We start from the raw sequence: 17,593 nt of genomic DNA on the forward strand, positions 1-17,593 counted from the left end.
TATGGAAAAAATACGTATTGGAATTATTGGAGGAGGTATATCAGGTACAGCACTTGGATATCACTTAAGTCTTTATGATAACGCAGAAATAGTTTTATTTGAAAAGAGCACAATAGGGGGGGCATCTACAGCAAAATCAGCTGGTACTGTATGTTTATTTGATGACTCTTTAAGAAATAGATATTGGGATGTAAGGCTTTATGGATTTGAATCTTATTTAAAAATGGAGCAAGAAGAAAAAGGATCTGCGGGTTTTGATAAAACAGGAACATTAGTAGTTGCTACTAATGAAGAGGTAGAAAGAGTAATTAAAACAGGTATTGCTTTAACGAAAGCAGCAGGTTATACAGGAGAATATATAACTGATAAAGAACGCATCAAAAAGATTCTACCAGATATTTCTACAGAAAATATTTTAGGAGCAGGTTACACTGAAGATGATGGATATTTCGATGGTACCATGATTTCTAATACTTATGCAAAGAAAATGCAAGCAAATGGTGGAATTATAAAACTAGGCGTAGAGGTTACAGAGGTTAAAGTTAAAGATAATAAAGTTAATGGATTAAAAACTAATGATGGAACTGAGTATGATTTTGATTATGTAGTTGATTGTACCGGACCATGGAGTAAATTCACAGGTGAAATGGTGGGACTAGATGTTCCAATTTGGCATACAAAAGCAGAAGCATTCTTTTTATGTCCTCCAGGAAAGAAGCTAGGATATACATTCCCAGTTTTAAAATATCCTGAATTCTATGCATTGCGTGCTGGAGATAATATCTTTATTTGTAAATCTCATTTATCAATGGATTTAAATAATCCAATGCATGCAGGACAATGGGATCCAGATAAATTACCATCTACTGGTGGTACAGATGATTACTTTATTGATTTCTTACTAGAGCAATTAGAGTGTAAGGTTCCAGGAATTGTAGACAGTGGTCTTGTTTCTTCATGGTTGTCTTATAGAGCTGAACCAAAAGATTTCCTTCCTATATTAGGGAAAACACCTGTTGAGGGATATATATTAGCTACAGGATATGGTGGAAATGGTGTTATAGAAGCTCCAGCAGCAAGTAGAGATCTTGCTAAGCTTATTATGAGAGGTGAATCGACTCCACTTTTAGAGGATTGGGCATTTAGCCGTTTATTAGAGAAATAAATGTTTAAATGATTTATAAAAACTGTGATGGAATGAGGAGGAAATATGAATATAGCAGTTCTTATTAAACAGGTTCCTGTTTCAAATAATGTTTCTGTAGACCCAGAAACCCACGCACTTGTGCGTGGGAGTTCTGAAGGAATGATTAATCCTGCGGATTTAAATGCAATTGAAGAAGCTATAAGATTAAAAGAAAAAACTAATGGTGAAGTTGTAGTATTTACAATGGGTCCACCAGATGCAGAAAAGTCATTGAGAGATGCTATGGCTATGGGATGTGATAAAAGTTGTATTATCACAGATAGAGCTTTCGCTGCAGGGGATACTATTGCAACAGCAAAAGTAATAGTTAAGGCTATACAGAAATATGGTAAATTTGATTTGTTATTATGTGGAGCATTATCCTCAGATGGTGCAACAGGACAGGTAGGAGCAATGGTTGCAGAATATTTATCAATACCCCATGTAGCAGAAATACAAGGTATAGAATATAATCCTGATGAAAGTTGTAAGATAAATGCAGTTAAAAAATATAAAAATACAATAGTGAAACTCCAGTGTGAGCTTCCAGCATTAGTAACTGTTTGTTTTGGGTCTAATGAACCACGTCTTGCTACATTAAGAACAAAGCGTGGAGCTAAAAATAAACCTATGGATGTTTATACAAACAAAGAGCTAAGTATGTGTACATCAGATATAGGACTAACTGGATCACCTACAGTAGTTACAGATTCATATGCACCAGAACATACAAAAAAAGCTGAGATTCTTGTAGGAACGCCAAAAGAAATGGCTAAGCAGATTATAGAATTAATTGAAAATGAGAAAGGAAAAAATTAAATGGCTAATGGAATTTGTGTTTTTGCAGAAAATTATAATGGTAATTTACAAGCTGTTGTAGCAGAACTAGTTTCAGCAGCCAATCTAATTAAAAAGACAACTAGAGAAAAGATAAAGGCTTTATTAGTTGCCAAAGATTGTGAAAAAATTATTGAACAAGTAAAACAACTTGGAATAGATGAAATCTATGCAGTTAAAACAGAGACAGATTGTTCATTTCAAGATGATGCAGTTAGTCATGTTATTGCAGAAATGATTAAAAAGATAGAACCATCTAGTGTTTTAATTCCTGCAACAACTATGAGTAGGTCATTATTTTCTAGAGTTGCTGCAAAATTAGAATGTGGACTTACAGCAGATTGTACAGAATTAAAAGTAGATAAAAGAGAAGATGGGTCATTTTACATAAAACAGAATAAGCCTTCCTTTGGAGAAAACATATTTGTAACAATCGTTACAAAGGAGGGATATTATCCACAAATGATGACAGTAAGGCCAGGAGTTTATACAGAAGTTGAAAAAATAGAGAATAGCAATACTGAAGTGTATTATTTAGATGATATAGTTATGCCAGAATCTAAGATTAAATTTATAGAAGCACTTCCTTCAGCTAATAATACAGATAGTATTTTATCCGCTGATATTGTAGTAGTGGGAGGAAGAGGAGCAGAGAGTGAAGAAAACTTTGAACTTCTCAAGAAGGTTGCAGATAAATTAGGTGCTGCTATAGGAGGGACAAGACCTCTTGCAGATACAGGATTTATACCATTTGAGCATCAGATTGGACAGACTGGATATACAATTAGACCTCGTATATGCATTTCATTAGGAGTATCAGGAGCTATTCAGCATACAGAGGGAATTAAGGATACAAAATTATTTATAGCTATAAACAAAAATGAAGAAGCTCCAATTTTTAATATTTCCGATTATGGAATTGTTGGTGATATGAAAGAAGTGTTGGAGTGCATTTTAGAATTATAAAGAGATTAGAGATTGATTTTACTAGATTTAGAAGTAATTCTATCGAAAAAATCAGGGTTCAAAATCACAATATTTTTGACATTAGATCCAAAGAATAAGGAGTAACTAGCCTTATAAAAATTATCAATACCTTAAAATATATGAATTACAAATCAAATAGAAAGGTACAGCTGGTTTTTCTAACCTTCTGTACCTTAAATGAAAGGAATGATAAATCTATGGATAATAACATGAAAAATATAGATACAGATAGCTATGAAACAGATAGTCTTTCTCCAATTCCTGCAAATAAGCGTATCATGGGAGGAACCTCTTACTTACTAGCATGGCTTGGAGGATGTGTTTCTATTGGAAATTTTTCATTGGGGTCAAATCTTGTAGAAGGTGGACTTAATCTAATACAATCTATTGTAGCTATTGCCCTTGGTTCTACATTGGTAGCTGTTTGCCTTGTGTTAAATGATAAATTATGTTATAAGACTGGGATACCATATGTTGTACAATTAAGAAGCTCTTTTGGGTTTAAAGGAACTTTTATTCCATCTTTATGTAGAGCCATACCTGGAGTAATATGGTATGGATTTCAAAGCTGGGTTGGCGCTTCAGCATTGAATGAAGTTAGTAAGATATTATTTGATTATAACAATATTGTTTTATTCTTCATTCTGTTCCACTTAATCCAGATAGGCTTATCTGCTTTGGGGTTTAAAGGAATAAAGGCAATAGAAAACATCGGAGGAATTATTATTATTGCAGCGTTAACATATATGCTAATCACAATTTTAAAACTTCACGGAAATGTTGTAACAGAACAACTTATGAATACTAAAGGATCTTGGGGACTACCATTCTTTGGAGCTGTAACATCCTTTATTGGTGTTAATTGTGCAGTATTAATCAATGTTGGTGATTATGTAAGAGAAGTGAAAACGGGAATGGGGCCTGGAAAGAGAGGAGTTATTTATTGCTTAGCATTAATTCCAGCCACGGTATTTATGGGAGTAATTGGACTTTTAGTAACAAAAGTAACAGGAATTGCGAATCCAGTAGTAGGTTTTGCGCAAATTGTACCTAATAAATTAGTTGTTATTTTAACACTTGTATTTATAATTTTTGCACAGATAACAACTAATCTTTTAAATAATGCATTACCACCAATTTATGCACTTATGGACATTGTAAAACTGAACTTTAAAAAATCCGCTATAATAGTAGGACTTGCGGCCTTTGCAACATTTCCTTGGGAACTTATCAAAGAATCATCTGCTGCAGGATTAAATATATTTATTTTGGCATATTCTGCATTCTTAGGGCCAATTTTTTCTATACTCGTAGTTGATTATTATATATTAAGAAAACAAAAAATAAATTTAAATGATTATTATAATCCAGATGGACCATTTAAAGGAATTAATTTCCCGGCAATTGTGGCAATTATTGTAGGTGTAATATTTTCACTTATGTTTGTAGAAGTTTCTTGGCTAGCAAGTATCATACCTACAGCAGTTACATATTATTTCTTTAGCAAATATAAGGAAAAGAAGAGCATAAAACAAATTAACACTGAAAAGTTAACACAATAGGGGGGAAGAGAATGAGCTATGACATAGTCATTAAGAATGGTAAGGTAGTTTTGCCTAATCAGGTGATGGAAATAGAGGTTGGTATTAAAAATGGAAAGATTTCTTCTATAGGTCATGATTTATATGATTCAGAAAAAGTCATTGATGCAGAAGGTATGTATGTTCTTCCAGGAGTTATTGATGCTCATGTTCACCTTTGTGAGCCAGGTAGAACTGTATGGGAAGGGTTTGAAACTGGAACTAAAGCACTAGCAGTTGGAGGTACAACCTGTTATGTAGATATGCCATTAAATAATTTGCCAGCTACTACAGATTGGGAAACTGTGAATATAAAATTAGCAAGTGCTAAAGAAAAAAACTATGTGGATTATGCACTATATGGTGGATTAATGCCAAATAACTTAGAAAAACTTCATGAGCTTAATGAAGCAGGAGTAGTTGCTTATAAATGTTTTGTTTCCACATGTGGTTTTGATGTTCCAGGAGATTTCAAAAATATAGATGATTATGTATTGTATAAAGGAATGGTAGAACTAAAAAAACTTAATCAGACTCTTTCTATTCATTGTGAAAATGCAGTTGTATGTGATAGATTAGCTGATGATGCAATAAATGAAGGTAAAAAAGATATGAATGCTTATATGGATTCACGACCTATTTTTGCAGAGGTAGAGGCAGTAAAAAGGGTATTATATTTTGGAAAAGTAACTGGATGTAAACTTCACTTTGTTCACTTAAGTTGTGCTGAGGCTGTTGAAGAAGTTGTAAAAGCTAAAAATGAAGGCATGGATGTTACAGTAGAATCTTGTCCTCATTATCTTGCTCTTACACGAGAGGAGTGCGTAGAACTAGGTGGGGTTGCCAAATGTTCTCCACCAGTAAGAGATAAAGATGAAGTAGAGAAATTATGGGAGCAGCTTAAAAAAGGAAATATTGATATTTTAACTTCTGACCATTCTCCTTGTCCTCCAGAAATGAAGGGAAACCAAGAAAATGATATGTTTAAAGTGTGGGGCGGTATGTCTGCTTGTCAAAATGTTCTCGATGTTATGTTTGATGAGGCAGTTCAAAAAAGGAAAATGTGTGTATGTCAATTGATGAAAATACTTTCAACAAATCCGGCTAAAATATTTGGATTAAAAGATAAAGGAGAAATATCTATTGGGAAGGACGCAGATATTGTTTTGTTAAAACCAAACAGTCCTTATAGACTAAAAGCAGAAGATTTACAGTACAAGCATAAACATAGTCCATATGTAGGAAAAGAAATTGGATGTCAAGTAATAAAGACTTTAGTACGTGGAAATTTAGTATATGACAAAGACAATGGGATTATAGGAACAGCAATAGGAGAATACATAAAAAAAGGATAAAAAAATATATAAGGGCACTTTAGCAATTAATGGCTAAGGTGCCTTTATTAGTGGTATAAGATTTATATTAAAATTTTAGTAATTTTAAGGTTTAGATAAGGTTGGGATTATAAATAGATAAGGTTGCTTCGGTAATATATAAATTGTTATTTAGATTTAAATAGAAGGAGAGTATGGATGAATAAACTGGAGATCATTAAACTTAAAAAAGTTTATAAAGAAAAAATAGCAAATGATGATATAAATCTAGTGCTTGATTGTGGGGTATATGGTTTATTAGGAGCAAATGGTGCTGGAAAAACAACCTTTATGAAACAAATTGTTACACTTACTAAGCCTACAAATGGTGAGATTTTATACAATGGTAAGAATATAGAATTATTAGGATCAGAGTATAGAGAATTAATTGGATATTTACCACAGGATTTTGACGCATATAGGGATTTTAAAATTATTGAATTTATGGAGTATATGGCAGATTTAAAGGACATTGAAGATAAAGAAGTAAAGATTAAAGAATTATTGACATTGGTTGGTTTGCATGAAGTCAAAAATAGAAAAATGTCAAAATTATCAGGGGGAATGAAAAGGAGAGTTGGTATAGCACAGGCTTTACTTAATGACCCAAAGATATTAGTTTTAGATGAACCAACTGCTGGATTAGATCCTCAAGAGAGAAATAGGTTTAGAAATTTAATATCTAACCTGGGAAAAGAAGCTATAGTAATATTATCAACTCATATAATTTCAGATATAGAACAAATCTCAAAAGAAATAATAATGAGAATTTAGATAAAGATGCTAAGGACTTATCTAAAATGGCTTATGATAAATTACAAAAGGACAGCGGAGATGAATATAAAAATACTTATTTTTATAAGATATTTTATTTTAGGATCTCTAATGCTTTGATAAACATTTCAATGAGTATTATAATTCTTATAATATTTTCAAATATATATGTTAAAGAGAGACTTTCAAAAATAGATACAATATTATTGTCATCTAAAAAGAAATCTAATGTACTGTATTCTAAATTAGGGATGGCGTTAATAATTCCAACCTTTATATACCTCACTTATATAGTTATTATTGGAATAATAACAGCTATGCAGTATGGATTTCCTAATATGGGGTATCTTCAAGCCTATAGAATAGTAGAAAATCCAGTTTTTTTACAAGGAAGTATTACTATAAATCAATATTTAATTCTTACGGTTCTAACAATAATAGCATTATATGTAGAATTTTCATTATTTACTAGTATATGTTCATTTTTAAGTAAAGATAGTATAAGTTCCATAGTCAGTGCAACAGTGATTTTAATATTGTTTAAAGTATTGTCTGAAGCAAAATTTTTAGCAAAGGAAGTATTGAAGCTTTTAAATAATATTAACTTCGTAGACACATTTAGAAATCCTCAAATATATATAGGTACTTACAAAGGAAGCATAATACTATTAAACAATACTTTAGACTTATACTATTTATGTTATTTAATTTTAGTTATTTTTATTATCTTAGGTATTGCTGTAAATATATATATATTTAAGAAAGTATTTTAAAGAATATTGATTTTTAGTAGTGTAATTAAGGAGATGAATATATGAATATTTTAAAATCAAAGGGAAAAATCATAACTATTATTTTAATAGCCTTATTATTAGTGATTTTCACAGGTAATATTTTAATAAATAAATTTTATAAAGTTAAGTATGAAAATTTTAATTTCGTAGATAAGGAAATGTTTAATAAATTATCAGAGATATATAAAGAGTTTGATGAAAATAGAGAAAAATTATGGCCAGATTATGATTTTGAGAAGAAGCCTCTAATTTTAATAAGAAATTATAAGGATAAAGGAGTTCTTAGAAAATATGCCTATGCTGTTAACGTGGATGGAATAAAAGAAGGGATTTTTTCTACTGAAGTTACATTGCCAAAAGACTTAAATTTACCTAAAGTTTATAGACTAAGTAGTTTAGATCCTAAGATATTTAAGACTCTAATGATAGGAAACTTTGGAACTGTAGATATAAAGGGAGAAAAGGTTTTTTATTTTAAATATAATCAAAAGATGATTGAAAATCCTGATTTATATTTTGATTTTTCCTCGTTTTTATTGCATGAATCATTTCATGTGTTTAAGCAAAAAAATTGGGAATATGATAAAAATGATAAGGAATATATAGAGGACTATCCTAATAATAAAGAGAACTATGCTTTAATGGGTGTTGAATTTTCATTACTAGACAAGGGATTAAAAACAGATAATAAAGATGATATAAAGAAATATTTAAAAGATTGGACAATGATACGTGGATATAAATATAGAAAATGGCCTCAATTAAAAAATGAAACTAATACTGAGGCAATAGAAGGTACTGCTAGATATATGGAGTATAAATATAGTAAATTAACTGGTGGAAGGTTGACTGTACTTGCTAATGAAAAGTCGCCATACCATATTTCATTTATTCAAGCATTTAATTATATAGCTAATGGAGAAGCTAAGTCACTAGAATACCTAAAAAGACCTATGAGATATGAGGTTGGGTCAGCTCTCGGGCTTATGATGGATGAATTAAATATAGATTGGAAAAATCAAATAGAAGATAGTAAAGATAATAAAGGAAGAACTCAATATGAGATATTAGAAAAATATTTTAATATAAGTGATAAAGATATAAGCGAAGAAACGATTCAAAACATAGAAAATGAAAATAATTATAATGAATTGCTAATTCAAGGTAAAAAGTTAGTAGATCTATCAAAACAATAAACTTACAATTTGGTTTGAATTTCTAGAGATAAGGAGTTTTTATGGAATCTTTAATAAAGGAGAAAAAAGTCTTAATAATAGATGACGAGAAAGAAATATTAAATATCTTAAAAACAGTTCTGATGAAAGAAGGATTTAAAAATATATACACAGCTTTAGATGGAAAATCAGCCATTAGACTGTTTAATGATGTAAGTCCAGACATAGTAATACTGGATATAATGCTGCCTGATAAAGAAGGATATGACATATGCAGAGAAATAAGATCAGAATCTAATATACCTATACTTTTCCTGTCAGCCAAAACTGATGAGATAGATAGAGTATTAGGATTATCTATTGGAGCAGATGATTATATAACAAAACCATTTAGTCCAAAAGAGGTTGCTTTAAGGATTAAGATAAACTTAAAGAAAAATGTAATAATGAATAATGCAAAAAAAGAAGATTCTGTATTAGAGTTTGGTCCATTTAAGATAGATCAACAAAAGTTTGAGGTAATGAAAAATGGTAGGTTAATTTATCTTAAACCTAAAGAATATAAAATGTTTTTATATATGGCTAAAAATATAAATTATATAATAAGTAAAGAACAGTTTTGTGATAAAGTATGGGGGGAAGATTTTGAGGGTTTTGATAATACTATAATGGTGCATATAAGAAAGTTAAGAGAGAAGTTAGAAGACAATCCTTCAAAGCCTAAATATATTATAAATGTAAAGGGCTTAGGATATAAACTAAGTGTTAAGGATGAGTAATTATGAAATCCAATATAACTGTTAAATATAGCATGATGACTACATGTATAGTTTTAATAGTAACTATAATAAATGTTGTGGGTATAGCTTTGATATTAATGCAATCAAACTTAGATTATGCATTGTTAGAAGTATTAGTAGGTATGCCAATTTTAGAACTTACTGTTGCAATTTATTTTGGAATTAAATTTTCTAAAAAGGTTACAGAACCCATGAAAGAAGTGATAGAAGGAGTAGATAACCTTGAAGAAGGAAAATATGATATTTTATATGATGAGGATGGGATTTATAAAGATGTTAAGGTAAAACTTAATAATTTAGCTAGAACATTAAAACAAAATGAAATTGAAAGAAAAAAGATTGAAGTTATGAGAAATGAATGGATATCAAATATAACCCATGATATAAAAACACCATTATCTTCTATTAAAGGTTATGCAGAACTTTTAGAGAATTACTCCGATTTTACTGAGGATGAAATAAAACAATATGGATTTGTAATAAATCAAAAATCAGAATATATAAAAGAACTTGTAGATGATTTGAATCTAACAATTTATTTGAAAGACGATAAAAAAATACTAAATTTGCAGAAAGCCAATTTAGTAACAGAAATAAAAAATTCCATAATAAGTATATTGAATGATTCTATATATTCGGAGAGAGAAATAACATTTGAAAGCAATAAAAATATTGTAGAGGAGACTTTTGATTTAAAACTTTTAAAAAGACTAATAGACAATATTATATATAATGCGCTTATTCATAATAATGATGATGTCAAAATATGCGTAGAAGTATTAAAGATAGACAGGACACATATCATCATAAAAGACAATGGAAATGGAATAAGTGAATATGATTTAGAAAATATATTTAATAAGTATTATAGGGGAACTAATACATCCTATATACATAAGGGCTCAGGTTTAGGTATGGCCATAGTTTACAATATAGTAAAGGCTCATAATTGGGACATAAATATAGAAAGTAAATTAGGTGAAGGAACTAGGATAGAGATAATTATATAATAGGAATCTAAATATAAAAGTGTACGTTATGAGCAAGAATTTGATAGTTTCCTAAGTTATGTGATAAACTTAATATAAGTAAAGATTTTTTGTTTTACACCATCTATATGGTGTATTTTTATGTTAAAATATGCCGTGTAGAAATTTCTTAGTTTCAATGAAGTTGGAATAAATATTTTGGGAACTATTTAAAATGGTATAATTTTTGTATGACCAGTGATGTGTTTAAAAGTAACAAGATTGCTTATAGATGACTGTTCACATTAGAGGAGGATAACATAATGAAAATTTCAAAGAAAGATGCGTTGATGTGGTTTGAATTCTTTGCTATGCTGCCAGAGGATCAGGAACTTATGGTAAAGCAGCAAGAAATAATTTATGCGACATTTGCTCAGATTGAAGAGGCAATTGATCATAGAAATGATATATTAATGTCGGAAATTAAAAACTTGAAAACTTTAAAAAATAGAACTTATTTTGTTGGTAATGACAGCAAATTCTCAAAGGGATGCACTTCATGCTTATTTGGTACAGGGCTTAGTGCAATTAGAAAAACTAACAAATGTAATATACAATGTAAGTTCTGTTACAATTATGGAGAGCTAGATGATCAGCCACCTATTGGTGAAGGTATGTGGGAAATCGGAGGCACAAAATTTTATGAGAAAGATATAGATTTGCTTCTTTCAATCCACAAGAAGCCAACTGGTGTTGCTTATGTTTATTTAGAGCCATTTATGGAGATTGAAAAATACTATGGAGTTATAAAGAAATTTAAAGATGCAGGGGTTTACCAGCACATGTATACAAATGGTATTTTAGCTACGGAAGAGAACTTGAAAGCGCTAGGTGAATCAGGACTTGACGAGATACGTTTTAATCTTGGTGCTTCTAACTGTTCAGATAAGGTTATTGAAAATATGAAAATAGCTAAAAAATATATCAAAAGTGTAGGCATTGAAACTCCAATGACCCCTGAGTTCTTTGAGGGATTTTTTGAGAAAAAGGAAGCTATTTTAGATACTAAGCTAGATTTTATGAATTGTGCAGAATTACATTTAAATGAGAACAACATATATAATTATAGCGAAGAAAACATGTATATTTCGAGACAAGGATATATCTCTCCGATTTGGAGCAGAGAATTGACCTTGAAATTTATGAAGATAGCTGATGAAGAAAAATGGGATTTAGCAGTTCATGATTGCTCAAATCACACAAAATTTGCTAGAAATTTAAATTTAAGTAATAAAGAAGGCAAATGGTTCGGGGCCAGTGATTACGGCTGTGAGTTCTCTAGAACTCCTTACGAAGCATTTTTACCAATACTACGTGATGACAACTTCAAATTTTTAACCGAAGAAGAATTACCTGAAGGATATAAACCAGGAGAATTGATTTTTTAAATTAGGTGATTAAGAAAGTGTAAGATGCCAATAGAAGCTAAAAAAGTAGTCTGCTATTGGCATCTTATTTTTGCATAATTTGAGGAGTGCAATATTTTAATTTTCATAACTTATATATACGTATTATAAAGTTCAATAAACTCCTCAGGGGTAACTGTGTTTAACCATTCTTTAGATGGATATAAAAATTTATATTGATTTTGTTTTACAAGACCATCATCTATGGTATTAGAAATACAAGATAATAGAGATGCAGATTTCACAAAAGAATTGCAAAAGTCTTCAGAAATAAGAGAATTTAGCACTTCTAACATAGTATCTTCATCTAATGATTTATTTGCAGCAATATAAGAAGGTAAAGCTATAGCCCCATCATTAGGATATGACATAAACAAATCTTTGTTATTGGCACGTTTTGCATATATGCTAGGAGTTATAGCAACTCTATTAGAACCATTTTTTATATCATTAAAGGACTGTATTGGCATATCTAATATGGTTGAGTTAGACAGAAATCTTCTAACAGAGTCCTTACCATATTTACTCCATATAGCTTTAACTATAGATTTTGCACCAGAGTTATTTATTCCGCCTATAGCAGTTTTTGTATCAGTATCAATTAGATTTTTTATAGAATCTGTTACTCCAGTATAATTGCTATTGTAGGAAAATACTAATGGTATAACTAGAAAAGGAAGTAATCTATCATCAAAATATATAGATGATGATTTAATTTCATTTTTTATATCAAAATATTTTGAGAGATTATATAAATCATTTGAGAACTTTGAATAAATATTATTATCTTCATATACTTCTAAATCGGTTGAAACCATGATATCAGGAAGTATAGCGTTAGTTTTCTTTAAATACTCATTTAGTTTACATGGATACCCTATGCCAAAATAAGTGACTTCTAAATTAATATTTTTTTCTCTTAAGGATAAAATTAAATTATCTAAATAGTTTTTTTCATATTTATGAAGTATACAAATGTTACTCCAATATAGTTTAACAGTTTTCATAAAGAATAGCTCCTTTTCTTAGTTTAGATTGACATTCTATTTGAAAATCATACATAACTTTTAGTTTATTTAAGATTTCCTCTTCTTCTTTAGGTTTGACAATTACTTTAAAAATTGATCCGTTTTCCATTATTATCCGTTTTTCGGCTATTAACGCTGTATGAGGATCGTGGGTAACCATAAAAATTAATTTATCACTTTTTAATAAAATATCTAAAGCTATATTTTTGTTTATCCCAGCATTTTCTATCTCGTCTATTAGAATAATAGGGTTATTTGAAATAAGAGCAATATCCGCAATCATTAAAGCACGAGTTTGTCCTCCGCTTAATGATGTAAGATCTTGACATAAAGAAATGGGCTCAGCTGTTATAGAGTTTGCTGTATCTAATACTTTTTTTATTGATACAGACGTATTATTTTTACATTTTTTATGAATAGTTAAAAATTCTTCAACAGTAGAATCTAGAACAAATCTCATATTTTGACTGAGATGAGAAACAAGTTCTATAGAAAGTTTATTACGTTGTTCCATGGAAACTTCAATATTATCTATAACTATTTTTCTATTAGTCAAGGAATCTCTATTTACAAATTGTTCTATATCTTTAATTAATCTGCTCTTACCAGAACCAGTATTACCTACAATAGAATAAATATGACCTCTATGAAAGGTTAGAGGATCAAAAGATTCACAATTACCAAACTTATCTTTACCTGGATATATAGTTATACTTTTCATTAAAATTCACCTCTAAAATTTATTTTAGAAACTATTCCTTGCTGGAATTCCTCGCCGATTCTACATTCTCCAATACAATAAGAACAAACTCCGCTTGGCATAGTGTGTCTTAATAAATGTTCTCTATTATCTTCAAGTTTAGTATTAATTAAATAGTTTGAAACTAGCTCAACACCAAAACCAACTAAGCCATCAATAAAGAATATATTAGAATTAGGATTTATTTTTCTTATATTAAAAGATATTATTTCTCTTTCGGCCTGAGATACCATATCTATCTTACTTAGAACTATAGCATCACTTTCGCTTAACATTGGACCTAGTTTTTGTGGTGTTTTGAAACTAGAAGTACAATCACAAACACATATGTGTAATGTTCTATTTGTTGCGGGAGAGCATCTATTACAAAGACCAGCAGTTTCTATTATTAAAACATCACTTTTTTTATTGTTAGCCCAAATCATAAGTTCATTTAGATTTGAAATAAGAAAATGATCAGGGCAAATATCTTTGCTAAGACCTACCATATAAGGTATATCTAAATTTCTATATACTAAATCATCATCAGTAGCTAAACAATCTATTTTACATATAGAAGGATTAAGGTTTTTAGACTTTAGATGAGGAATCAAATGTTTTATTAAAGCTGTTTTTCCAACAGATGATGAGCCAGAAATCAATATAGTTTTCATTGTTTATTGAAAACCTCCTTTCGAATTTTAACTAAAATCTATAATATCATTAGAAGATGATAGAAGTTGTATCAAATGAGACAAACGACATTGTATTTCAATTAAAAATGATTATCAATTGTAATTGAAAGTTAGAAAACACTATGATATGATTTTAATTAAAGTGAATATTTAACAGAAAAGGTGATAGCTTTGAGTGAAAAGGAAGTACTGGTAAAAAGTAAATTATTCTCTAAAAGATGTATTATAGAAGATAAAATAAAAACTAAAATTTATAAAAAAGGCCAATTTATAAGTGATTTTTTTGATGAAGAATATTATGTTGGGGTAATAAGAAAGGGAGAGGTATCAGTATATTGTATATCTAGTGATGGAAATGAAATTAATATGTCTGTTTTAAAAGATGGAGATGTTTTTGGAATTTCTAATATATTTGAGGAAGAATCCTTAGACACTGTATTAAAGTGCAAAACTGGTGTTACAGCAATTTTCTATCCTAAAAAGTATTTTATAGAAATGATAAAGTCAGATAGTGCAGCCGCTTTAGAATATTCGCGATATTGTAATAGGAAAATACAGTTTTTATTAAGAAAAATAGAATTCTTAAATATACAATCTAGCAAGAAAAAGATTATTGAATATTTGCTAGATAAAAAAGGAGAGGACAATGTAGTCTTGTTAGAATGCTCTAAAGAAGAATTAAGCAAAAGAATTAATGTAAGCAGAGCATCTTTATATAGGGAATTGCAAATCTTACAAAATGAAAATTGTTTGGAATTCGATAAAAAAAGCATAGAAATATTAGATAAAGAAAAATTAAGAAAAATTTTATATGAAATATAGGAGGATAAGATTATGAGAAAGAAGATAACAACATTATTATTAATATCATTAATAATAAGTTCTTTATCAGGATGTGTGATGACATCATCAAAGAATCAGAAAAAGGAGGAAGAGGTAGCTGTTAAGATAACAGCATTAAAGGGACCTACAGGAATGGGGATAGCTAAAATGATTAGTGATGAAAAAAATAAAGAAGATAAGAAGTATGATATTAATATAGCGAATTCTATTGATGAAATTACGCCTAAGCTTGTTAATAAGGAAATAGATATTGCAGCGGTTCCATCTAATTTAGCGTCAATTTTATATAACAATAATGGTGGAGAAATAAAGACATTAGCTGTAAATATTTTAGGAGTTTTATACATAGTTGAAAATGGGAACACTGTAAATAACTTGGAAGATTTAAAGGGAAAAACAATTTATTCTAGTGGAAAAGGGGCAACTCCTGAATATGCTTTAAATTATGTGTTAAAGGAAAATGGAATTAATCCAGATAAAGATCTTAAGATTGAGTATAAATCAGAACATACAGAGTGTTTATCGGCTTTATTAAATGATAAAAATGGAATAGCATTGCTTCCTCAACCTTTTGTTACAATAGCATTAACTAAGAACGAAAATTTAAGAGTAGCTTTAGATTTAACAAAAGAATGGGATGCCTTGAATAAAGATAAAAAAGATGGAAGTGCGTTAATAACGGGAGTTGTTGTTGCAAGAAAAGAGTTTATCGATAAATATCCCCAAAAGGTTAAAAATTTCTTAGAAGAGTATAAAAAATCTGTTGATTTTACAAACAATAACATAGAAGAAGCATCAAAACTTATTGGAGAAAATGGAATAGTACAAGCAGAAGTTGCTAAAATGGCAATACCTAAATGCAATATAACATTTATAGATGGTAAGGATATGAAGGATAAACTTAGTGGATACTTAAAGGTTCTTTATGATGCTAATCAAAAGTCTGTGGGAGGAAAAATGCCAAGTGATGATTTCTACTACATTGAAAAAAATTAATAAGCATTATATATTAGCAATAGTCTTTTGGCTTATGATTTGGCAAATAAGCAGCGTAATACTTGGTCAGGAGATACTTTTAGTATCTCCTTTTTCTGCTTTTAAAAGATTATTAAAATTATCTATGGAACTTGAATTTTGGGAATCTATAGCATTTTCTTTTACTAAAATAACAACTGGTTTTATATTAGCTTTTTTTACAGGAATAATAATGGCTATAATAGCAGCTAACAATAAAAGTTTTAAGATATTAATTGAGCCATTGATACTTACAATACAGGCTATACCGGTAGCTTCTTTTATAATATTATGCTTAATATGGATATCATCAAATAATTTATCTACTCTTATATCATTTTTAATGGTATTGCCAGTTGTGTATAGGAATATTTTAGATGGGATAAATAGTATTCCTAGAGAATTAAATGATATGGCGAAGGTATTTAAAGTTAGCAAAAGTAAAAAAATAAGATATATATACATGTCTCATGTAGTACCATATTTAAGAGCTGCATGTAGTGTTTCACTAGGATTATGTTGGAAGTCAGGAATAGCAGCAGAAGTAATAGGTATGCCAACTAATTCCATTGGAGAAAATTTGTATGAAGCTAAAATTTATTTAAATACACCAGATTTATTTGCATGGACTATAGTCATAATTATCATAAGTATTTGTTTTCAAAATGGATTTCTAGCATTAATAGATAAGTTATTACATAAAGTGGAGATAAATTGAATGGATATAATAATTAAAAATATAAGTAAAAAATATAATGATAAAGTTGTTTTAGATAGTTTCAACAATGTTTTTAAAGAAAAATATATATCTTTTATAATGGGGACATCTGGAGTTGGAAAGACAACTTTAATAAGAATATTAATGAACTTAGATAAGGTAGATAGTGGGGAAATTATAGGTATTAATGATAAAAAAATTAGTGCAGTATTTCAAGAAAATAGTTTATGTGAAAACTTAAGTGTATTATCAAATTTAAAGTTAGTATGCAAAAATATAAATTATCTAGAAGTTGAAAAGGCTTTAGATGCATTAGATTTAAATGACTGCATTAATAAAAGGGTACGAGAATTAAGCGGTGGCATGAAGAGAAGAGTAGCAATATTAAGAGCTTTATTATATGATTTTGATTTACTTATTATGGATGAACCCTTTAATGGATTAGATGTAACAACTAAGTTTAAAGTTATGGATTTTGTAATAAGCAAATTGGAAAATAAAAGTGCGATAATAATTACTCATGCTATGGATGATATAGAATATTTTAAGAAACATAAAGACCTATCAGTAGATATAAAAATAATCTAAAATTGAATTATGAATTTTATTTCTGTAT

General features: G+C 29.3%; 17 protein-coding genes and 1 pseudogene. 15 read left to right on the forward strand and 3 right to left on the reverse strand.

Annotation, left to right across the window (positions count from 1 at the left end; genetic code table 11):
* Nucleotide 1: 1 nt before the first annotated feature.
* The 11 genes and pseudogenes from KQH81_RS03515 (at nucleotide 2) to KQH81_RS03565 (ending at nucleotide 11,922) form a co-directional block, all read left to right on the forward strand.
* The gene (locus tag KQH81_RS03515; RefSeq protein WP_178311662.1) at nucleotides 2-1,165 is read left to right on the forward strand and encodes an NAD(P)/FAD-dependent oxidoreductase; all 1,164 of its coding nucleotides are present in this window, start codon (nucleotides 2-4) and stop codon (nucleotides 1,163-1,165) included.
* A gap of 45 nt (nucleotides 1,166-1,210) precedes the next feature.
* Complete coding sequence (locus KQH81_RS03520) at nucleotides 1,211-2,005, forward strand: electron transfer flavoprotein subunit beta/FixA family protein (RefSeq protein WP_099336116.1); 795 nt, start codon at nucleotides 1,211-1,213, stop codon at nucleotides 2,003-2,005.
* A complete protein-coding gene (locus tag KQH81_RS03525; RefSeq protein WP_230028938.1) occupies nucleotides 2,006-2,989 on the forward strand; it encodes an electron transfer flavoprotein subunit alpha/FixB family protein in 984 nt (327 codons plus the stop codon).
* A 140-nt stretch (nucleotides 2,990-3,129) separates the two neighbouring features.
* Nucleotides 3,130-4,572 (forward strand): NCS1 family transporter, encoded by a 1,443-nt coding sequence (locus tag KQH81_RS03530; protein WP_230028939.1) that lies wholly within the window; start codon nucleotides 3,130-3,132, stop codon nucleotides 4,570-4,572.
* Between the two features lie 11 nt (nucleotides 4,573-4,583).
* A complete protein-coding gene (gene allB, locus KQH81_RS03535; protein ID WP_230028940.1) occupies nucleotides 4,584-5,945 on the forward strand; it encodes an allantoinase AllB in 1,362 nt (453 codons plus the stop codon).
* A 177-nt stretch (nucleotides 5,946-6,122) separates the two neighbouring features.
* Nucleotides 6,123-6,728, forward strand: a pseudogene (locus tag KQH81_RS03540) (ATP-binding cassette domain-containing protein); the annotation flags it as partial.
* Nucleotides 6,729-6,868: 140 nt separating this feature from the next.
* Nucleotides 6,869-7,510, forward strand: a complete 642-nt coding sequence (locus KQH81_RS03545) for a hypothetical protein (RefSeq protein WP_230028941.1) — start codon at nucleotides 6,869-6,871, stop codon at nucleotides 7,508-7,510.
* A 41-nt stretch (nucleotides 7,511-7,551) separates the two neighbouring features.
* Nucleotides 7,552-8,727 carry a hypothetical protein gene (locus tag KQH81_RS03550; protein WP_230028942.1) on the forward strand — a complete coding sequence of 392 codons (1,176 nt, stop codon included), beginning with the start codon at nucleotides 7,552-7,554 and terminating at the stop codon, nucleotides 8,725-8,727.
* A 41-nt stretch (nucleotides 8,728-8,768) separates the two neighbouring features.
* Nucleotides 8,769-9,485 (forward strand): response regulator transcription factor, encoded by a 717-nt coding sequence (locus KQH81_RS03555; protein WP_099336111.1) that lies wholly within the window; start codon nucleotides 8,769-8,771, stop codon nucleotides 9,483-9,485.
* 2 nt (nucleotides 9,486-9,487) lie between these two features.
* Nucleotides 9,488-10,516 carry a sensor histidine kinase gene (locus KQH81_RS03560; RefSeq protein WP_051196136.1) on the forward strand — a complete coding sequence of 343 codons (1,029 nt, stop codon included), beginning with the start codon at nucleotides 9,488-9,490 and terminating at the stop codon, nucleotides 10,514-10,516.
* A 281-nt stretch (nucleotides 10,517-10,797) separates the two neighbouring features.
* Nucleotides 10,798-11,922: a radical SAM protein gene (locus KQH81_RS03565; protein ID WP_027637469.1), complete on the forward strand. Its 1,125-nt coding sequence runs from the start codon at nucleotides 10,798-10,800 to the stop codon at nucleotides 11,920-11,922.
* A 110-nt stretch (nucleotides 11,923-12,032) separates the two neighbouring features.
* On the opposite strand, the gene KQH81_RS03570 is transcribed toward KQH81_RS03565, so the two are convergent.
* The 3 genes from KQH81_RS03570 to KQH81_RS03580 are packed head-to-tail and all read right to left on the reverse strand — an operon-like array spanning nucleotide 12,033 to nucleotide 14,381.
* Nucleotides 12,033-12,947 carry an ABC transporter substrate-binding protein gene (locus KQH81_RS03570; RefSeq protein ID WP_027637468.1) on the reverse strand — a complete coding sequence of 305 codons (915 nt, stop codon included), beginning with the start codon at nucleotides 12,945-12,947 and terminating at the stop codon, nucleotides 12,033-12,035.
* Nucleotides 12,934-13,689 carry an ATP-binding cassette domain-containing protein gene (locus KQH81_RS03575; protein WP_099336108.1) on the reverse strand — a complete coding sequence of 252 codons (756 nt, stop codon included), beginning with the start codon at nucleotides 13,687-13,689 and terminating at the stop codon, nucleotides 12,934-12,936. The genes KQH81_RS03570 and KQH81_RS03575 overlap by 14 nt, the downstream gene beginning before the upstream one ends.
* The gene (locus KQH81_RS03580) at nucleotides 13,689-14,381 is read right to left on the reverse strand and encodes a GTP-binding protein (RefSeq protein WP_230028944.1); all 693 of its coding nucleotides are present in this window, start codon (nucleotides 14,379-14,381) and stop codon (nucleotides 13,689-13,691) included. The genes KQH81_RS03575 and KQH81_RS03580 overlap by 1 nt, the downstream gene beginning before the upstream one ends.
* Before the next feature lie 192 nt (nucleotides 14,382-14,573).
* Here KQH81_RS03580 and KQH81_RS03585 point away from each other — a divergent pair, with 192 nt between their 5' ends.
* The 4 genes from KQH81_RS03585 to KQH81_RS03600 are packed head-to-tail and all read left to right on the forward strand — an operon-like array spanning nucleotide 14,574 to nucleotide 17,565.
* Nucleotides 14,574-15,224 carry a Crp/Fnr family transcriptional regulator gene (locus KQH81_RS03585; protein ID WP_027637465.1) on the forward strand — a complete coding sequence of 217 codons (651 nt, stop codon included), beginning with the start codon at nucleotides 14,574-14,576 and terminating at the stop codon, nucleotides 15,222-15,224.
* Nucleotides 15,225-15,236: 12 nt separating this feature from the next.
* Complete coding sequence (locus KQH81_RS03590; protein WP_230028945.1) at nucleotides 15,237-16,241, forward strand: ABC transporter substrate-binding protein; 1,005 nt, start codon at nucleotides 15,237-15,239, stop codon at nucleotides 16,239-16,241.
* Nucleotides 16,213-16,977, forward strand: a complete 765-nt coding sequence (locus tag KQH81_RS03595) for an ABC transporter permease (protein ID WP_230029243.1) — start codon at nucleotides 16,213-16,215, stop codon at nucleotides 16,975-16,977. The genes KQH81_RS03590 and KQH81_RS03595 overlap by 29 nt, the downstream gene beginning before the upstream one ends.
* Nucleotides 16,978-17,565: an ATP-binding cassette domain-containing protein gene (locus KQH81_RS03600; RefSeq protein ID WP_027637462.1), complete on the forward strand. Its 588-nt coding sequence runs from the start codon at nucleotides 16,978-16,980 to the stop codon at nucleotides 17,563-17,565.
* Nucleotides 17,566-17,593: the final 28 nt, after the last annotated feature.

The sequence above is a fragment of the Clostridium cadaveris genome (assembly GCF_020911725.1).
GTDB classification, from domain to species: Bacteria; Bacillota; Clostridia; order Clostridiales; family Clostridiaceae; genus Clostridium_X; species Clostridium_X cadaveris.